The following is a 15767-nucleotide window of genomic DNA, read 5'->3' on the forward strand; positions in this document are numbered from 1 at the left end:
AGGGCCTCAGGGGCGGACGGCGAAGACCCAGCGGTTGGCGGCGAGGGCGTCGTCGGGTTCGGGGAGTGGGCCGCGGCCGTAGTGGCGGGTGAACTCGAAGGGTGTGTGGACGTTGGTGGACCAGCCGCGTGCGGTGAGGTCGGCGGGAGTGTCGGGGCGGGGGTCGGCGTCGAGGAGGGCGGGCAGGTCGATGCCGGTCCGTTCGAGGGTCGCGGTGTAGACGGGGTTGTCGCGGACCGCCGCGGACTCGGGGCCGAGCTTGGCCTCGTAGGCCAGCGTGGAGCCGGGTGCGCTGAACCGGTCGACGGCGGCGAAGAGTTCGCGTTCCGCCGTGCCGGGCAGGTGGAGCAGCAGGCCTTCGGCGAGCCAGGCGGTCGGGAGGTCCGGGCGGAATCCGGCGGCGGTCAGTGCCCCGGCCCAGTCGGTGCGGAAGTCCGCCTCGACGGTCACCCGGTGCGCGGTGCGCTGCTCACCGGTTCCGGTGTCGAGACCGTCCAGTACGCGCTGCTTGAACGCGAACACCTCGGACCGGTCGACCTCGTAGAGGGTGCAGTCGCCGGGCCAGTCCAGCCGGTGGGCCCGTGCGTCGAGTCCGGCCCCGAGCAGGACGACCTGCCGGGCGCCGAGCTGGACGGCCCGCAGCAGCTGGTCGTCGAACGCCCGTGTCCGCAGGGCGAAGTAGCGGCCGAGCCGCCCCCACAGGGGGTCGGCCTCGCCGTCGGGGACGTCGCGGGGGTGGACGGGCCAGTGCGCACCGGCGGGGGCGGCACGGACGAAGTGCTCTGCGTACCGGTCCCGGGCGAGGGCGTCGGGGCGGTGGGTCTCGATCGCCCGGGCGGCGGCGACCAGCAGGGTGGTGAGCTCCACGCCCTCGGTCACGCCTTCGGTCGCGCCCTCGGTCACGCCTTCGGTCACGCCAAGGTTCTCCGTCACGCCGGCACTCATGCGCGCTCCTGCTGCTGGGGGACGGGCGGTCCGTGCCCGATCGGTTCCCCACTATCTGCCACTGTGCGGAGGTGAGCGCGTCATGATCGCCGGGGTTCACCCGATGGAGTGAACTCGGCGTGGCGGTAGCAGAGTTGGCGCCAGCGGATCAGTATGCGGCGGTCGGCTGCCAGTCGGCGGGCCCGGAGGGCGGGAGGTGGCCGGGCAGTCCGGCCGTCCAGCGCTTGGTCCCGTCCGGCAGCACGGCGAGCGCCTCCACCCCCGGCTGCCGCGCCACCCAGGCCAGTGCGCGGTCGGGGCCCATCGCGAAGGCGGCGGTCGCCCAGGCGTCGGTGCGGGCGATGCCGGTGCCCGGGGCGCCGGCCAGGGTGAGCGAGGCCAGGCCGTCCGCCGGGCGGCCGGTGTGGGGGTCGAGGATGTGGGCGCCGCGTTCGGCCGTGCCGGAGGTGGCGACGGCGAAGCCGCTGCCGGCCAGTACGGCGGCGAGCAGGCCCGGCTTGCCGGGGTGGGCGATGCCGATCCGCCACGGTCCGCCGGAGGTCTGCACGTCCCCGCCGCCGTTGACGCAGAACTGCCGGGCGCCGGCGGCGCGCAGCAGTCGGGCGGCCTCCTCGATCGCCCAGCCCTTGACCCAGCCGCTGGGATCGAGCCGGCCGCCGGGTCGTTCGGTGAAGTAGCCGTCGGTCTCGGCCGCCACCTCGCGGCAGGTGGCGAGCACGGTGCGCACCTCGGGATCGCAGTCGTCCAGGGCGAGTTCGCCGCGCCCGAGCCGGCTGATGTCGCTGTCCGGCCGGTAGGTGGAGAACACCGCGTCGATCCGGTGCAGCCGTTCGGCGATCCGCCGTACCGCCTCGGGGGTGCCCGGCCCGGGGTCGCGGACGGCGATCGAGAAGACGGTACCCATCACGGGCTCGGCGTGCCGCAGCACCGGGGCCTCAGCTCTTCGCCCGGTCGAGGGCGCTCTGCAGCGAGCGGATGTAGCCGTCGCTGGTGTAGGTGGCGCCGCTGACCGCGTCGATCTGGGCGTTCTGCGCGGAGATCGCCTCCTGGTTGAGCACGGGCAGGGCGTCGGCGTTGATCTCGCGGTCCCGGCGGTCCTGGGTCGGGTACTTGACCACGTCGACGGTGGTGATCCGGCCGCCGGCGAGGGTGACCTGCACCTGCACCGGGCCGTACCGGGTGTTCACGGTGTCGCCGCTGACCTTCCGGGTGGCGCCGCCACCGGAGGCGGGTGCGGGGGAGGCGGACGGGGCCGGCGAGGCGTCGGCGGCGCCGGTGGTTCCGGAGCCGGACCCGGACCCGGACCCGGAGCTGGATCCCGCCCCCGCCCCCGTCCCGGAGCTGATCACGGGCGCGGACCCGGTCGCCTCGTGCGGTTTGAGCGAGAGCAGCAGCACCACCCCGGCAGCGGTGGCGGCACTGGTGACGACGGCTCGGCGCATGGCAGGACAACTCCTCCGGAACGGATACGTGCAGGCGTGGAACGGGCTCAGAAGACGGGTTCAGAAGACGAAGGACTCACGGTGGATGCGCCCCGCCCGCACCCCGGCCGCCCGCAGCGCGCGCACGGCCTCCTCGGCGACGGCCTCGGGCCCGCACAGGTACACCTCGTGCTCGGCCAGTCCCGGCACCAGCCGTGCGAGCGCCGCGCCGAGGTCCCCGACCTGCTCCCGCGAGCCGAGCAGCTCGTGCACCACCGCGCCGCGCTGCCGGGCGACCTCGGCCAGCTCGGCCTTGAACAGCACGTCCTCCGCGCGCCGCGCCCGCTGCACCAGCGTGACCTCGCCCGGCAGGGTCTCGAACAGCGCCCGCAGCGGCGTGATCCCCACGCCCACCCCGAGCAGCAGCACCCGGCGCTGCCGTTGCCGCCGCCCGGTGAACGCCCCGTACGGCCCCTCGGCCCGCACCCGGGTGCCCGGCCGCAGGGCGGCGACGGCGGCGCTGTGCCCACCGAGGTCCTTGACGGTGAAGCGGAGGAAGTCCGGGCGCGGCGGCGCGGACAGCGAGTACGGGTTGGCGGCCCAGCGCAGCCCGGGCGCCTGGAACTGCAGGCGGAAGAACTGGCCCGGCTCGGCGCGGAGTTCGTCCAGCCGCCGGCCGGACAGGAACAGTGACACCACGCCGGGGCCCTCCGGCCGCACCTCGGCCACCCGCAGGCCGTGCCGCCGGTCAAGCAGCCACGGCCACAGCAGCCGGAACCAGCCGAGCAGCGCCGCCGTGCCGAAGTAGAGCGCGTACCAGGCGGCCTGGCCGGGTCCGCCGCCGAGGTCGGCGCCGGTGGCCAGCTGGTGGGCGAAGGCGAGCGCCACGGCGAGGTAGGTCGCCAGGTGGAGGTAGTACCAGGTCTCGTAGGAGAGCCGGCGGCGTGCCGCCCGGGCGGAGACCAGGCCGGTGCCGAGCATCAGCAGGGTGCCCAGGGAGGCCTTGAGCATCTCGGGGTAGTGGAAGACGATCTCCACGCCCTCGCCGACCAGCCCGCGCCCGTCGGTGAGCGCGTAGCCCCAGCTGACGGTCAGCATGTGCACCGAGACCAGGGCGACCAGCCAGCGGCCGCCGTACGCGTGCCAGCGGGCCAGCCGGTCGGCGCCGACCCCGCGCTCCACCGGCGGCAGCCGGGCCATCAGCAGGAGCAGCACCGGCGCGGCGTACCCGGCGAGCAGCCCGGTGATCCGTCCGGCGCCGGTCAGCCACCCGGCCGCGCCGACCACGGAGGCCGTGTTCACCCACCACAGCCCGAGCACGCCGAGCGCCCCGGCGATGATCAGGCCGAGCGCCGCGTTCGGGGGCAGGGCGAGCGGCGGGCGGGCCGCTGCCCGGTGGCGCGGGCCGGCGGACGCCGGCCGGGACTTCGGTGCGGTGGCAGTGGTCATCGGGGAACCTCCTCAGCTCCCGGCGGCGGCGCGGCCCCGCCGGGCGGTCCACGATCGCACCGCAAGCTCTGAGTCACCTCTGAGGAAGGCCGGCCCGGTGCCCTCCTGGAGCATCATCACCGCAGGTCAGCACCGATGCACTGGTTCACGAACCAGATCCGGCGATCTCACGGGTTTCTCATCGCGGCAGGCCAGAATGAGCGTCGGCCACCGCCGAACCGAGGGAGCACCATGGACGACACCGACGGCCGCCCCGACTGGCGCGTCCTGGTCGTCGACGACGAACCGGACCTGGTGGAGGTGGTCTGCGGCGCCGTCCGCTACGAGGGCTGGCAGGCGCGCGGCGCGACCTCCGGCCTGGAGGCCGTCCGGGAGGCGGCGCACTGGCGCCCGCACGCCGTCGTGCTCGACGTCATGCTGCCCGACCTCGACGGCCTGGAAGTGCTGCGCCGGGTGCACGCCGAGCAGCCCGAGGTGCGGGTGCTCTTCCTGACCGCCCGGGACGCCGTCGAGGAGCGGATCGCGGGCATCGCGGCGGGCGGCGACGACTACGTGACCAAGCCGTTCAGCCTGGCCGAGGTGGTGGTCCGGCTGCGCGGGCTGCTGCGCCGGGCCGCCCCGTCGGCCGGCCCGGCCCGGCCGCCCGCGCACGCCCTGGTGCTCGGCGACCTCGTCCTCGACGACCGGGCCCGCGAGGTGACCCGCGACGGCGAGACCATCGAGCTCAGCCCGACCGAGTACGCGCTGCTCGCCCACCTGATGCGCCACCCCCGGCAGGTGCTCAGCAAGGCGCAGATCCTGGACGCGGTCTGGTCGTACGACTTCGGCGGGCAGGCGCACATCGTAGAGCTGTACATCAGCTACCTGCGCAAGAAGCTGGACGCCGGCCGCAGCCCGATGATCCACACCGTGCGCGGCGCGGGCTACCTGATCAAGGCGGCGCAGTGAGCCTCCCGAACCCAGCGAACCTCCTGAAGAGGCTGTTCCCCCGCACCCTGCGCGCCCGCCTGATCGCCGGCCTGCTGGTGCTGCTGGTGGTCACCTGCGCCGCCGTCGGCTTCGCCACCGCCGCCGCCCTGCGCCACTTCCTGGTCGACCGGCTCGACCAGCAGCTCGCCGAGACCGGCGGCCGCTACGCCGCCAGCCTGGAGCACACCGGCGCCGGTGCCGGCCCGGACACCCGGGCGCAGACCCCCGGCACCCTGGGTGTGCGGCTGCTGGGCGGGCGGGTGACCGCCGCCGGGGTGGTCGACGGGGACGCCGACGACGTGAACTACCCCGATGACGAGGACGACCGGGTCTCCTTCCCGCCCGACCGGCAGCGCGCCCTGGCCGCCCTGCCGGTCGGCGGCCCGGCCCGCACCCTCGACCTCGGCGGCACGCTGGGCCACTACCGGGTCCGGGCGGTGGCCGGGCGGGACGGCGACGTGCTGGTCAGCGGGCTGCCGGTGCGGCCCGCCGAGGACACCGTGGAGCGGCTGGAGACCCTGGAGCTGACGGTCTTCGCGATCGCCGTCGCCGCGGCCGGCGCCGCCGGGGCGGTCTGGGTCGGCTTCTCGCTGCGCCCGCTGCGGCGGGTGGTCGGCATGGCCGAGCGGGTGAGCGCGCTGCCGCTGGCCAGCGGCGAGGTGATGCTCGCCGAGCGGGTGCCGGACGACGATCCGCGCACCGAGGTCGGCCGGGTCGGCGCGGCGCTCAACCGGATGCTCGGCCACGTCGGCGACGCGCTGGCCCGCCGGCACGCGGTGGAGGAGCGGCTGCGCGGCTTCGCCGCCGACGCCAGCCACGAGCTGCGCACCCCGGTGGCGGCCGTCCGCGGCCACGCCGAGCTGGCGCTGCGCCACCCGGGCGAGGTGCCCGGCGAGGTGCGGCACTCGCTGGAGCGGATCGACGCCGAGGCGCTGCGGATGGGCGCGATCGTCGAGGACCTGCTGCTGCTCGCCCGGCTGGACGCCGGCCGCCCGCTGGCCGAGGACGAGGTGGACCTCACCCGGATCGTGCTGGGCGCCGTGGCCGACGCCCGGGCGGCGGGCCCGGACCACCGCTGGCGCCTGGTGCTGCCGGAGGAGCCGGTGCTGGTGCGCGGGGACGAGCACCGGCTGAGCCAGGTGGTGGCCAACCTGCTGGCCAACGCCCGCACCCACACCCCGGCCGGTACGGCGGTCGAGCTGCGCCTCGAACTCGCTTCCGGTCGGGTGGAGTTGAGTGTCACCGACGAGGGCCCCGGGATTCCGGCGGAGCTGCTGGAGCGGGTCTTCGAGCGCTTCGTCCGGGGGGACCGCGCCCGCTCCCGGGCCACCGGCTCGACCGGGCTGGGCCTGGCCATCGTCCGGGCCGTGGTCCAGGCGCACGGCGGCACGGTCGAGGCGGCCAGCCGGCCCGGCCGTACCTCGTTCACCGTCCGGCTGGCGGGGGCGTGACCGTGCGGAACCGCCGGCGGTAGTCCGTCGGCGTGGTGTCCAGCCGTCGGCGGAAGGCGCGCACCAGGGTGTCCGTGGTGCCGAACCCGCAGGCGGTGGCGATGCGTTCAAGGGTGTCGTCGCCGGACTCCAGCCGGTGGCGGGCGAGTTCGACCCGGGCCGACTCGATGTAGGCGCTCGGGGTGGTGCCCAGCTCGGTCTTGAAGATCCGCACCAACTGCCGTTCGCTGACGTGCGTGTGGGCGGCGAGGTCCGGCACGGTGAGCCGGTCGGAGAGGTTGCGAAGGATGTGGTGGCGCAGCTCCTCGATCCGCCGGGTGGTGGAGACGGGCTCCAGCGGGACGCTGAACTGGCTCTGGCCGCTGGGGCGTTTGAGGTACATCACCAGCTGCCGGGCGACCCGCAGGGCGAACTCCTCGCCGAAGTCCTCGGCGACCAGCGCGAGCGAGAGGTCCAGGCAGGCGCTGATGCCCGCACCCGTCCACACCTCTCCCTCGCGGATGAAGATCGGGTCGGCGTCCACCTCGATCTGCGGGTACTCGGCGGCGAGTTGGCCCGCGGTCGACCAGTGGGTGGTGGCCCGCTTGCCGTCCAGCAGCCCGGCGGCCGCCAGCAGGTGGGCGCCGACGCAGACCGAGGCGACCCGGCGGGCCCGGGCGGCCAGGGTGCGGACGTGGTCGACCACCGCCGGGTCGGTGAGCGCCTGGACCCGTCCGTTGTCGACCTCCACGGCCCCGGGCACCAGCAGGGTGTCGATGCCGCCCGCGGCGGCGGCCTGGTCGAAGGTGAGGTCGGGCAGGATCCGCACCCCGGCAGCGGTGGTGACCGGCTCGATGGTCGCGGCGGCCAGCACCACCCGGTAGCCGGTCGCGTCGGCGGTCTCCCGCCGGACCAGCGAGAACACCTCCGGCGGTCCGGTGACGTCCAGCAGGTCGACGCCCTCGAACAGGACGATGACGATCAGCCGCTGCTCCATGTTCCGCCCTCTCGATGTCGGAATCTGCATGTTAGACGGCATTGCCGCCATGCGGGGCCCGCCCGTAGCGTTCCAGAGGCCGGCCGAAGCCGGCGTGACCTGCGAATATCCTCCGTACGACGAAGGCGGTACAGCCATGCCCACGACCACCCTGCGCGCCCTCAACGGCCTCGACGACAAGCCCGCCGCGCTCGGCGCGGCAACCCTGGTCCTGATCGACTACCAGAACACCTACACCCGCGGTGTGATGGAGCTGACCGGCTGGCGCGAGGCCCTCGACGCGGCCGCCGCGCTGCTCGCCCGGGCCCGGGCGGCCGGCGCCACCGTCATCCACGTCATCAACGATGGCGGCCCGGGCACCCCGTACGACGTCCGCGCCGAGATCGGGCAGATCCACCCGAGCGTCGCCCCGGCCGAGGGCGAGCGGGTGGTGGTCAAGCAGGCCCCGGACGCCTTCGTCGGCACCGACCTGGGCGAGCTGGTGGACGCGGCCGGCCACCAGGACGTCGTGATCGCCGGGTTCATGACCCACATGTGCGTCGCCTTCACCACCGCCGGCGCCTTCCTGCGCGGCAACCGCCCCACCGTCGTCGCCGACGCCTGCGCGACCCGCCCGCTGCGGTCCGGCGCCGCGGAGCTCACCGCCGCCCAGATCCACCGGGGCGCGCTCGCCACGGTCGGGGACCTCTACGGGGTGGTGGTGGAGTCGGCCGCCGACCTCGGCTGAGCGCGGCTGAGGAACCGGAGCGTCACCCCTGCGACCCGCGCCGCCGGGCCCGCTCCCGGGGCGGGCCCGGTCCGTCACCCGGGCCCGCCGCCGGTCCGACGAGTCTCGCCGTAGCCGGCCCGCTCCGCCATGGATTCGGTTCTCGCCGAACGGTCTTGCGGACCGGGCGCCCGAGGGGTGACGATCCGTCCGTGCTGCGAATCTTCTTCGGTACGGACGACCTGGAACGCATCCGGGTCGCGGAGCGCCCCGACATGTCGATGGAGCTGTCCCTCAGCGTCCACGCCCTGGTCAGCGGCCGCTACGATCCGCGCTTCCAGGTGTGGCGTAACCGGCTGCGGGCCTCCTGGAACCCGCGCACCGCGCTGCTCTTCGACCTCTACACCCCCTCGGCTATCCCGGAGTTCCTCACCGTCCGTCGGGACCCGGGCGCCACCGAGAGCGCCACCGCCGGGGCGCCCGAGGAACCGCTCCGCGACCACCTGCGATCCATCGGCGGGGTACGGCAGTTGAGCGCCTTCGCGCGCGGCGTGGCAGCGGGGGACCAGCGGGCCAGGAAACTGCTCGGCAACGTCACCGCCGACTACCAGACCCGCGCGATCGACCCCTACCGGCGGCAGATCGAGACCATCGTCACCACCGAGCACGGCCGCCGCCGGATCACCGAACCGGAGCAGGTCCTCGGCTCGCTGCACCCGGCCCTGTTTTGGCGCCGACCCGTCCTCAGCTTCCCCCTCGTGAACGGCTGCCGGCACGACATCCGGCTGGACGGCCGCGGACTCCTGCTCCAGCCCTGCGTGTTCGGCCCCCGCCGCCCCGTCATCGCCCGCTACGAGGACCCGCACCAACAGCCCGTCCTCCTCTACCCGGCGAGGATCAGCGGCCCCTTGCAGCCCGAGCCCGAACCCACCCCCAGCCGCACCCTCACCGCCCTGCTCGGCCAGACCCGCGCCGCCGCCCTGGAGGCCATCGCCACCCACGGCCCCTGCTCCACCAAGGACCTGGCCACCCTCCTCGACGTCTCCACCGCCTCCGCCAGCGAACACGCCACCGTCCTCGCCGAATCCGGCCTCACCACCAAGGACCGCACCGGCCGCACCGTCACCCACCGGCCCACCCCCCTGGGCCAAGCCCTCCTCGCCGGCCGCCTCCCCACCCCACCCCCACCCGCCGAATAGCACGCCGAGGAGGAGGCGCGCCGCGGCGGTCGGTACGTCCACGGGGGCCGCGCCCGCCGCTCCTGGTCGCCGGGCGCGGCGGCGGCGAGGCTGGGCGACTTCTCCGGTACCGGCCTCGGCCGGGGGCCTCAGTCGGGTGCCCCCTGGATGGTGGGCGCGGTGCGGGGTTGGCGGGGGAGGGGGAGGGTGAGGGCTTCGGAGGAGGTGGGCGGGAGGGCGAGGGCGGAGGCGGTTTCGGCGGGGAAGGGGTGGAGGCCGAGGAGGGCGGTGGTGAGGCGGGTGGTGGCGCGGTGCCAGTCGGGGATGCGCTGGAGCATGGCGTGGCCGCTGCCGGTGACGGTGTAGCCGCAGACGCGGGCGCCGGCGGCGCGGCTGCGGGCGGCGAAGGCGCGGGTGTCGGCGGGCGCGGTGACGGTGTCGCGGTCGCCGTGGAGGAGCAGGAGGTCGCGGCCGGCGAGGTGGTCGCAGGGGTCCTCGGCGGGGCACCAGGGGGCGAGGGCGACCAGGCCGGTGACGGCCGGGTGGCCGCCGACCCGCAGGGCGGCGCGGCCGCCCATGGAGTGGCCGACCAGGACGGTCGGCACCGGTCCGAGGGTCGCGGCGAGTTCGTCGAGTGCGGTGAGGGCGTCCCGGGCGGCGTCGGCGCGGGCGCCGTTCCAGCCGCGGTGGCGGTAGCGGACGGTGCCGAGGGCGATGTCGGTGCCCGCCGTCGCCCTGGTCAGCGCGCGCAGGAAGCCGTGCATGCGCAGCAGCGGGAGGTTGAGCGGGCGGGGCCGGGCGAGGTTGTGTTCCTCGCCGCCGTGGAGGACGAGGACGGCGGCCCGGGCCGCCGCGGGGCGCACCCGCCAGTGCAGCGCCTCATGCGCGGCCGCGCCCGTACCGCTTCCGATCACCTCTGCACCGTCCAGCTCCGTCACCCGTAACCCCTGAGCCTTGACCCGCCGCCGCTCGGCCCGGACCGCCACTGTACGCGGGCGGACGGCCGGGGTGTTCACCCGAGGGAACCATCCCGGCCGACCGGGCGCGCGCGGGAGGGGCGGGGTGCTGCTATCCACGAAGGGTGGGGGTCGACCGTGCCGTTCCTGGCGCCGTGTCACCGAGTGGAGGACTTCGTGGCTCAGCAGCTCGCACTCTCCGTCGACTTCGGGTCGGGTTTCACCCAGGCCTGGTCCAAGATCGCCAAGGTCATTCCGCAGTTCATCGCCTTCCTGGCGATCCTGGTCATCGGCTGGTTCGTGGCCAAGGCGATCGCCCGGCTGCTGGACCGGGTGCTGCGCCGGCTCGGGTCGGAGCAGGTCGCCGAGCGGGCCGGGATGGCCCGCTACCTGAGCGGCTCGAAGTACGACATGACCGGCATCATCTGCAAGATCGTCTACTACGCGATCCTGCTGATGGCGCTGCAGCTGGCGTTCGGCGTCTTCGGCCCGAATCCGATCAGCGTGATGATCCACAGCATCGTCGCCTGGCTGCCCAGGGGCATCGTCGCGGTCGCGATCGTGGTGGTGGCGATGGCCATCGCCAACGGCGTGCGCGACATCGTCGGCAACGCGCTCTCCGGCGCCTCGTACGGCCGCACCGTCTCGACGGTGGCCTGGGGGTTCATCGTGGCGCTCGGGGTGATCGCGGCGCTCGGCCAGGCCGGGATCGCGACCGCGATCACCGGTCCGGTGCTGATCGCCGCGCTCGCCACCATCACCGGTGTGCTGGTGGTCGGTGTCGGCGGCGGCCTGATCATGCCGATGCGCCAGCGGTGGGAGCGGTGGCTGGACAACGCCGAGCGGGAGACCGCCCGGCTGCGCGGCAGCTCCTACCAGGCCGGCCGCTCCGACGCGCTGGCCAACCAGCCGGAGCGGCCGGCCACCCAGACCGGACCGGGCTACCCGCCGGCCCCGGGCCTCGACCCGGGCCAGGACCGCTGACGGGCCCCGGGCCTCCAGGGGCCTCAGACCCCCAGCAGGCCCTGCTCGCGCACCAGCCAGCAGATCGCGGTCAGCCGGGTGACGGCGTAGTCGTAGCCGACCGGCTCCCGCCAGCCGATCTCGGCGAGCGCGTCCAGGAAGCCCAGCGCGTAGTCCGACAGTTCCTCACGGTCCAGGGGCCGGGGCGCCAGCTCCGGCCCCTGCGCGTACAGCAGTTCGCGCAGCATCGCCGCGTGCTGGTCGACCGCCGCGACGAAACCGGGCTCGAAGGCGAACTCGGCCAGGCGGGGCGTGAAGGCGGCCACGATGCCGGGCAGCGGGCAGCCGGCCGGCTCGTCGGGGGAGCGCCGGAAGGACTCGTCGGGGGTCGCGAACATCCGTCCACGGTAGGCGAGCCGCCGAGCGGGCAGGCCGGGCCGTGACGGTTCCGTGCTGAGACCTTGGACACCTTCGGGACGTTCCGTGGCATGGCCGGTTCCCTGCGTTCACGATCGGGTGGTCTGTACCAGAATGGGCCGCATGGATCTTCGCATCTTCACCGAGCCCCAGCAGGGCGCGAGCTACGACACCCTCCTGAGGGTGGCCCGCACCGCCGAGGAGCTCGGGGTCTTCAGCGCCTTCTTCCGTTCCGACCACTACCTGAAGATGGGTGACGTCGACGGCCTGCCCGGCCCCACCGACGCCTGGATCACCCTGGCCGGCCTCGCCCGCGACACCAGCACCATCCGCCTCGGCACCCTGATGACCGCCGGTACCTTCCGGCTGCCGGGCGTCACCGCGATCCAGGTGGCCCAGGTCGACGCGATGAGCGGCGGCCGGGTCGAGTTCGGCCTCGGCGCCGGCTGGTACGAGGCCGAGCACACCGCCTACGGCATCCCCTTCCCGAAGGAGAAGTTCGGCCGGCTGGAGGAGCAGCTGGAGATCATCACCGGGCTGTGGCGGACCAAGCTCGGCGACACCTTCGACTTCGCCGGGAAGTACTACACGCTCACCGACTCGCCGGCGCTGCCCAAGCCCGTCCAGGAGCGGATCCCGGTGCTGGTCGGCGGCCTCGGCCCGAAGCGCACCCCGGCGCTGGCCGCCCGCTTCGCCGACGAGTTCAACCTGCCGTTCGCCTCGCTGGACGACACCGCCGCGCAGTTCGGCCGGGTCCGGGCCGCCGTCGAGCGGGCCGGCCGTTCGGCCGACGAGCTGGTGTACTCCAACGCCCTGGTGCTCTGCGTCGGCCGGGACGACGCCGAGGTGGCCCGCCGGGCCGCCGCGATCGGCCGCGAGGTGGCCGAGCTGAAGGAGAACGGCCTGGCCGGCACCCCGGACGAGGTCGTGGAGAAGCTGGGCCGGTACGCGGCGGTCGGCAGCCGGCGGGTCTACCTCCAGGTGCTGGACCTGGGCGACCTCGACCACCTGGAGCTGGTCGCCTCCCGGGTCGCCCCGCAGCTGGGCTAGCGGCCGCGTCCCGCAGCTGGGGCCGCGTCCCACAGCGGCCCTCCGTGCCCGCCCTGACCACGGGCTTTACTCGTTCTTGGGAATGCGCCATGCTCCTGGGACGGGAACAGCGGGGGGAGGGCCGGTGACGGGCGTACGAACATCGCGGGCGGCGGTGCCACGGGTGCCGCCGCCCCGCAGTACGGGCAGTCGGGTGGTCCGCGCCGGGGTGCACGAGCTGCGCGGCCCCGGCCCGGCCGCCCTGCACTACCCCGCCGGTGACCTGCTGGTCGTCACCGGCCTGCCCGGCAGCGGCAAGAGCACCCTGATGCGCCGCTGCGTCCGCGCCCCGCTGGTCGACTCCCAGCTGGTCCGCGAGGAGTACGCGGCCCGGCTGCCCGGGCGCCTCCCGTACGCGCTCTACCGCCCGTTCGTCCGGCTCGCCCACTACCGGCGGCTGCGCCGGGCCGTCCTGGACGGCGGCCCGCTCGCGGTGCACGACTGCGGCACGCTGCCCTTCGTCCGGGCCTGGCTCACCCGCGCCGCCGAACGGCAGGGCCGCCGGGTGCACCTGCTGCTGCTCGACGCCGACCCGGCCGAGGCCCGGGTGGGGCAGCGGCGGCGCGGGCGGCGGGTCTCGCGCTACGCCTTCGCCCGGCACCGGCGCGCGGCCGCCCGGCTGCGCCGGCTGCTGCTCGGGGCGGGGCGGCCGCCGGTCGGCTGTGCGTCGGCCGTGGTACTCGACCGGGGTGCCACGCGCGCCCTGCGGGAGATCGACTTCTCGGCGTCGTAGTCTCGTGCGGGTCCGCGCCGGGCGCCGGTCGCAGGTGGGCGGGCCCGATGAGCGGTCGAATCCCCGTCAACTCCCCCGTCAGGAGCGCTGATGCGCCGTACTGCCCGGGTGCGCTCGCGTGCCCCCCGCCTGTTCCCCTGCGCCGCCGCGCTGGTCGCCGCGGCCGGTCTGAGCCAGTTCGCGGCGCCGGCCCCGCACCGCGCGGTGGCGACGGCCGTCTGCGAGGGAGCCGACGCCGCGGCCCGCAAGCCGGCCGGCAGCCGGGCGGGCGGGGACCCGAACGCCGTCAGCGCCGGCGAGGCCCGGGCGATGCAGGCGGACCTGGCCGACCGGCTCGCCAAGCTCGGCTCCGCCCACATCCCGCTGGCCGCCGCCCCGACCAGCATTCCGGTGTACGTCCACGTGATCCACTCCGGGGGCGCCGGCCGGCTGGACGAGGGAGTCGTCGCCGCCCAGATCGACCACCTGAACGCCACCTACGGCGGCCAGGGCGAGGGCAACACGCCCACGCGGTTCCACTTCGAGCTGGCCGGCGCCGACTGGACCGACAACGCCGGCTGGTACACCGGCATGACCCCCGGCTCCGCCGCCGAGCAGGCGATGAAGACCGCCCTGCGCAAGGGCGACCAGGGCACCCTCAACCTCTACACCGCCCACCTCGGACAGTCCCTGCTCGGCTGGTCCACCTTCCCCAACGCCTACCGCTCCCACCCGACCGACGACGGCGTGGTCATCCTGGACGACTCGCTGCCCGGTGGCCCGGCCACCCACTACAACGAGGGCAACACCGCCACCCACGAGATCGGCCACTGGCTCGGCCTCTTCCACACCTTCCAGGGCGGCTGCCTGCCCCCGGGCGACTACGTGGACGACACCCCGCCCGAGCGCAGCCCCGGCTACGGCTGCCCCCAGGGCCGCCACAGCTGCCCGGCCGGCGGGCTCGACCCGATCCACAACTTCATGGACTACGGCTACGACTCCTGCATGACCCAGTTCACCCCGGGTCAGGTCCAGCTGATGTCCAACTCATGGACTGCCTACCGTAGTTGAATCAGAGGGAGACCTCGCGGCAGAGCCGCGTCCGGTCGTCGGCAGCGCCGGTACGCGGCGCGGCAATTGCCGACCATTTGTCCGATTTGATCTATGTTTGGCGAGTTGGGACCGAGCAGGAGCAACCGAAGGAGACACGGCATGAGTGACAACCCCCGGATCGTCGTCGGTGTGGACGGCTCACCCGCCTCGGAGCAGGCGCTGCGCTGGGCGGTCGACTACGCCAAGGCCGTCGGCGGGACCATCGACGCGGTCGCCGCCTGGGAGTACCCGGCCTTCTACGGATGGGGCGGCACGAGCGTGCCGGCCGAGGTCTACAACCCGGAGGAACTCGCCGGACGGACCCTCGCCGAGAGCGTCACCAAGGTCGTCGGCCAGGACGCGGGCGTGCCGATCAGGGAGAGCGTGGTGCCCGGCAACGCGGCGGGCGCCCTGCTACAGACCGCCAAGGGCGCCGCGCTGCTGGTCGTCGGCAGCCGCGGCCTCGGCGGCTTCTCCGGCGTGCTGCTCGGCTCGGTCAGCCGCCACCTCACCGAGCACGCGCCCTGCCCGGTCGTCGTGGTGCGCGAGGGCCACGCCGAGGGCGGTGCCCACTCGGTGTAGTGCCACCGGGGGCGGCGCCGCACCGGGCCGCCACGCGGACCAGAATGGAGTCATGCCAGAAGGTGACTCCATCTACCGCGTGGCGGCCCGGCTGCACGACTCCCTCGCCGGACAGCTGCTGACCAGCGCAGAACTGCGGGTGCCCGCGCTCGCCACCGCCGCGCTCGCCGGGCGCCGGGTGCTGGAGGTCCGCCCGCGCGGCAAGCACCTGCTGACCCGTCTCGAAGGCGGCCTCACCCTGCACACCCACCTGCGGATGGACGGCCACTGGGAGGTCTACCGGCCCGGCGAGCGCTGGAGCGGCGGCCCCGCCTGGCAGATCCGCGCCCTGCTCGGCACCGAGCACGGCACCGCCGTCGGCTACCGCCTCCCGGTCGTCGAGCTGCTGCGCACCGCCGACGAGCGGCGGGCCGTCGGCCACCTCGGCCCGGACCTGCTCGGCCCCGACTGGGACCCGGTCGAGGCCGTCCGCCGACTCCTCGCCCGCCCCGCCCGGCCCCTCGTCGAGGCCCTGCTCGACCAGCGCAACCTGGCCGGCATCGGCAACGTCTACGCCAACGAGCTGTGCTTCGTGGCCGGGGTGACCCCGTGGACCGAGGTCGGCGAAGTCCCGCACCCCGACCGGCTGGTGGAGCGCGCCCGGCAGATGCTGGAGGCCAACAAGCTGCGGCCCGGCCACATCACCACCGGCGACACCCGGCCCGGCTACCGGCACTGGGTCTACGGCCGGGCCGGACGGCCCTGCCCGCGCTGCGTCACGCCCGTCCTGACCGGGCGCCAGGGCGACGCCCCGCGCGACCGGGCGGTGTTCTGGTGCCCGTACTGCCAGCGCGGACCGGCCCCCGCGGGCCGGGCCTGACC

General features: G+C 74.8%; 17 protein-coding genes. 10 read left to right on the forward strand and 7 right to left on the reverse strand.

Annotated features, from left to right (window positions below; all coding sequences use genetic code 11):
- Window positions 1-6 precede the first annotated feature (6 nt).
- The 4 genes from ACIG5E_RS32010 to ACIG5E_RS32025 form a co-directional block, all read right to left on the reverse strand.
- A complete protein-coding gene (locus tag ACIG5E_RS32010; protein ID WP_396539389.1) occupies window positions 7-945 on the reverse strand; it encodes an SAM-dependent methyltransferase in 939 nt (312 codons plus the stop codon).
- Between the two features lie 148 nt (window positions 946-1093).
- Window positions 1094-1849: an FAD:protein FMN transferase gene (locus ACIG5E_RS32015; protein WP_396539482.1), complete on the reverse strand. Its 756-nt coding sequence runs from the start codon at window positions 1847-1849 to the stop codon at window positions 1094-1096.
- A 31-nt stretch (window positions 1850-1880) separates the two neighbouring features.
- A complete protein-coding gene (locus ACIG5E_RS32020) occupies window positions 1881-2387 on the reverse strand; it encodes an FMN-binding protein (protein WP_396539391.1) in 507 nt (168 codons plus the stop codon).
- 60 nt (window positions 2388-2447) lie between these two features.
- Window positions 2448-3815 carry a ferric reductase-like transmembrane domain-containing protein gene (locus ACIG5E_RS32025; protein ID WP_396539393.1) on the reverse strand — a complete coding sequence of 456 codons (1368 nt, stop codon included), beginning with the start codon at window positions 3813-3815 and terminating at the stop codon, window positions 2448-2450.
- A gap of 231 nt (window positions 3816-4046) precedes the next feature.
- Here ACIG5E_RS32025 and ACIG5E_RS32030 point away from each other — a divergent pair, with 231 nt between their 5' ends.
- Complete coding sequence (locus ACIG5E_RS32030; protein WP_396539395.1) at window positions 4047-4763, forward strand: response regulator transcription factor; 717 nt, start codon at window positions 4047-4049, stop codon at window positions 4761-4763.
- Window positions 4760-6235 carry a sensor histidine kinase gene (locus tag ACIG5E_RS32035; RefSeq protein ID WP_396539397.1) on the forward strand — a complete coding sequence of 492 codons (1476 nt, stop codon included), beginning with the start codon at window positions 4760-4762 and terminating at the stop codon, window positions 6233-6235. The genes ACIG5E_RS32030 and ACIG5E_RS32035 overlap by 4 nt, the downstream gene beginning before the upstream one ends.
- On the opposite strand, the gene ACIG5E_RS32040 is transcribed toward ACIG5E_RS32035, so the two are convergent.
- A complete protein-coding gene (locus ACIG5E_RS32040) occupies window positions 6210-7211 on the reverse strand; it encodes a GlxA family transcriptional regulator (RefSeq protein WP_396539399.1) in 1002 nt (333 codons plus the stop codon). The genes ACIG5E_RS32035 and ACIG5E_RS32040 overlap by 26 nt on opposite strands.
- Window positions 7212-7347: 136 nt before the next feature.
- Here ACIG5E_RS32040 and ACIG5E_RS32045 point away from each other — a divergent pair, with 136 nt between their 5' ends.
- A complete protein-coding gene (locus tag ACIG5E_RS32045) occupies window positions 7348-7938 on the forward strand; it encodes an isochorismatase family protein (RefSeq protein WP_396539401.1) in 591 nt (196 codons plus the stop codon).
- A 191-nt stretch (window positions 7939-8129) separates the two neighbouring features.
- On the forward strand, window positions 8130-9116 hold the full coding sequence (locus ACIG5E_RS32050) for an ArsR/SmtB family transcription factor (protein WP_396539403.1): 987 nt from the start codon (window positions 8130-8132) through the stop codon (window positions 9114-9116).
- A 128-nt stretch (window positions 9117-9244) separates the two neighbouring features.
- Here ACIG5E_RS32050 and ACIG5E_RS32055 read toward each other — a convergent pair whose 3' ends face one another.
- A complete protein-coding gene (locus ACIG5E_RS32055; protein ID WP_396539405.1) occupies window positions 9245-10033 on the reverse strand; it encodes an alpha/beta hydrolase in 789 nt (262 codons plus the stop codon).
- Between the two features lie 195 nt (window positions 10034-10228).
- Here ACIG5E_RS32055 and ACIG5E_RS32060 point away from each other — a divergent pair, with 195 nt between their 5' ends.
- Complete coding sequence (locus ACIG5E_RS32060; protein ID WP_396539407.1) at window positions 10229-11035, forward strand: hypothetical protein; 807 nt, start codon at window positions 10229-10231, stop codon at window positions 11033-11035.
- 23 nt (window positions 11036-11058) lie between these two features.
- On the opposite strand, the gene ACIG5E_RS32065 is transcribed toward ACIG5E_RS32060, so the two are convergent.
- Window positions 11059-11412: a DUF6401 family natural product biosynthesis protein gene (locus ACIG5E_RS32065; RefSeq protein WP_396539409.1), complete on the reverse strand. Its 354-nt coding sequence runs from the start codon at window positions 11410-11412 to the stop codon at window positions 11059-11061.
- Between the two features lie 142 nt (window positions 11413-11554).
- On the opposite strand from ACIG5E_RS32065, the gene ACIG5E_RS32070 reads away from it, so the two are divergent.
- From ACIG5E_RS32070 to ACIG5E_RS32090, 5 genes are all read left to right on the forward strand, one after another.
- Window positions 11555-12481: an LLM class F420-dependent oxidoreductase gene (locus ACIG5E_RS32070; protein WP_396539411.1), complete on the forward strand. Its 927-nt coding sequence runs from the start codon at window positions 11555-11557 to the stop codon at window positions 12479-12481.
- Window positions 12482-12674: 193 nt separating this feature from the next.
- Window positions 12675-13253: an AAA family ATPase gene (locus ACIG5E_RS32075; protein WP_396539413.1), complete on the forward strand. Its 579-nt coding sequence runs from the start codon at window positions 12675-12677 to the stop codon at window positions 13251-13253.
- 90 nt (window positions 13254-13343) lie between these two features.
- Window positions 13344-14303, forward strand: a complete 960-nt coding sequence (locus ACIG5E_RS32080; RefSeq protein WP_396539415.1) for a zinc metalloprotease — start codon at window positions 13344-13346, stop codon at window positions 14301-14303.
- A 141-nt stretch (window positions 14304-14444) separates the two neighbouring features.
- The gene (locus ACIG5E_RS32085) at window positions 14445-14906 is read left to right on the forward strand and encodes a universal stress protein (protein ID WP_396539417.1); all 462 of its coding nucleotides are present in this window, start codon (window positions 14445-14447) and stop codon (window positions 14904-14906) included.
- 52 nt (window positions 14907-14958) lie between these two features.
- On the forward strand, window positions 14959-15765 hold the full coding sequence (locus ACIG5E_RS32090; RefSeq protein ID WP_396539419.1) for a DNA-formamidopyrimidine glycosylase family protein: 807 nt from the start codon (window positions 14959-14961) through the stop codon (window positions 15763-15765).
- Window positions 15766-15767: the final 2 nt, after the last annotated feature.

The organism is Kitasatospora sp. NPDC053057 (assembly GCF_044546945.1).
GTDB lineage: Bacteria > Actinomycetota > Actinomycetes > Streptomycetales > Streptomycetaceae > Kitasatospora.

Coding starts and splice junctions, on each gene's coding strand:
- ACIG5E_RS32010 (WP_396539389.1), bottom strand. CDS start 945: ATGAGTGCCGGCGTGACGGAGAACCTTGGCGTGACCGAAGGCGTGACC.
- ACIG5E_RS32015 (WP_396539482.1), bottom strand. CDS start 1,849: ATGGGTACCGTCTTCTCGATCGCCGTCCGCGACCCCGGGCCGGGCACC.
- ACIG5E_RS32020 (WP_396539391.1), bottom strand. CDS start 2,387: ATGCGCCGAGCCGTCGTCACCAGTGCCGCCACCGCTGCCGGGGTGGTG.
- ACIG5E_RS32025 (WP_396539393.1), bottom strand. CDS start 3,815: ATGACCACTGCCACCGCACCGAAGTCCCGGCCGGCGTCCGCCGGCCCG.
- ACIG5E_RS32030 (WP_396539395.1), top strand. CDS start 4,047: ATGGACGACACCGACGGCCGCCCCGACTGGCGCGTCCTGGTCGTCGAC.
- ACIG5E_RS32040 (WP_396539399.1), bottom strand. CDS start 7,211: ATGGAGCAGCGGCTGATCGTCATCGTCCTGTTCGAGGGCGTCGACCTG.
- ACIG5E_RS32045 (WP_396539401.1), top strand. CDS start 7,348: ATGCCCACGACCACCCTGCGCGCCCTCAACGGCCTCGACGACAAGCCC.
- ACIG5E_RS32065 (WP_396539409.1), bottom strand. CDS start 11,412: ATGTTCGCGACCCCCGACGAGTCCTTCCGGCGCTCCCCCGACGAGCCG.
- ACIG5E_RS32070 (WP_396539411.1), top strand. CDS start 11,555: ATGGATCTTCGCATCTTCACCGAGCCCCAGCAGGGCGCGAGCTACGAC.
- ACIG5E_RS32080 (WP_396539415.1), top strand. CDS start 13,344: ATGCGCCGTACTGCCCGGGTGCGCTCGCGTGCCCCCCGCCTGTTCCCC.
- ACIG5E_RS32085 (WP_396539417.1), top strand. CDS start 14,445: ATGAGTGACAACCCCCGGATCGTCGTCGGTGTGGACGGCTCACCCGCC.
- ACIG5E_RS32090 (WP_396539419.1), top strand. CDS start 14,959: ATGCCAGAAGGTGACTCCATCTACCGCGTGGCGGCCCGGCTGCACGAC.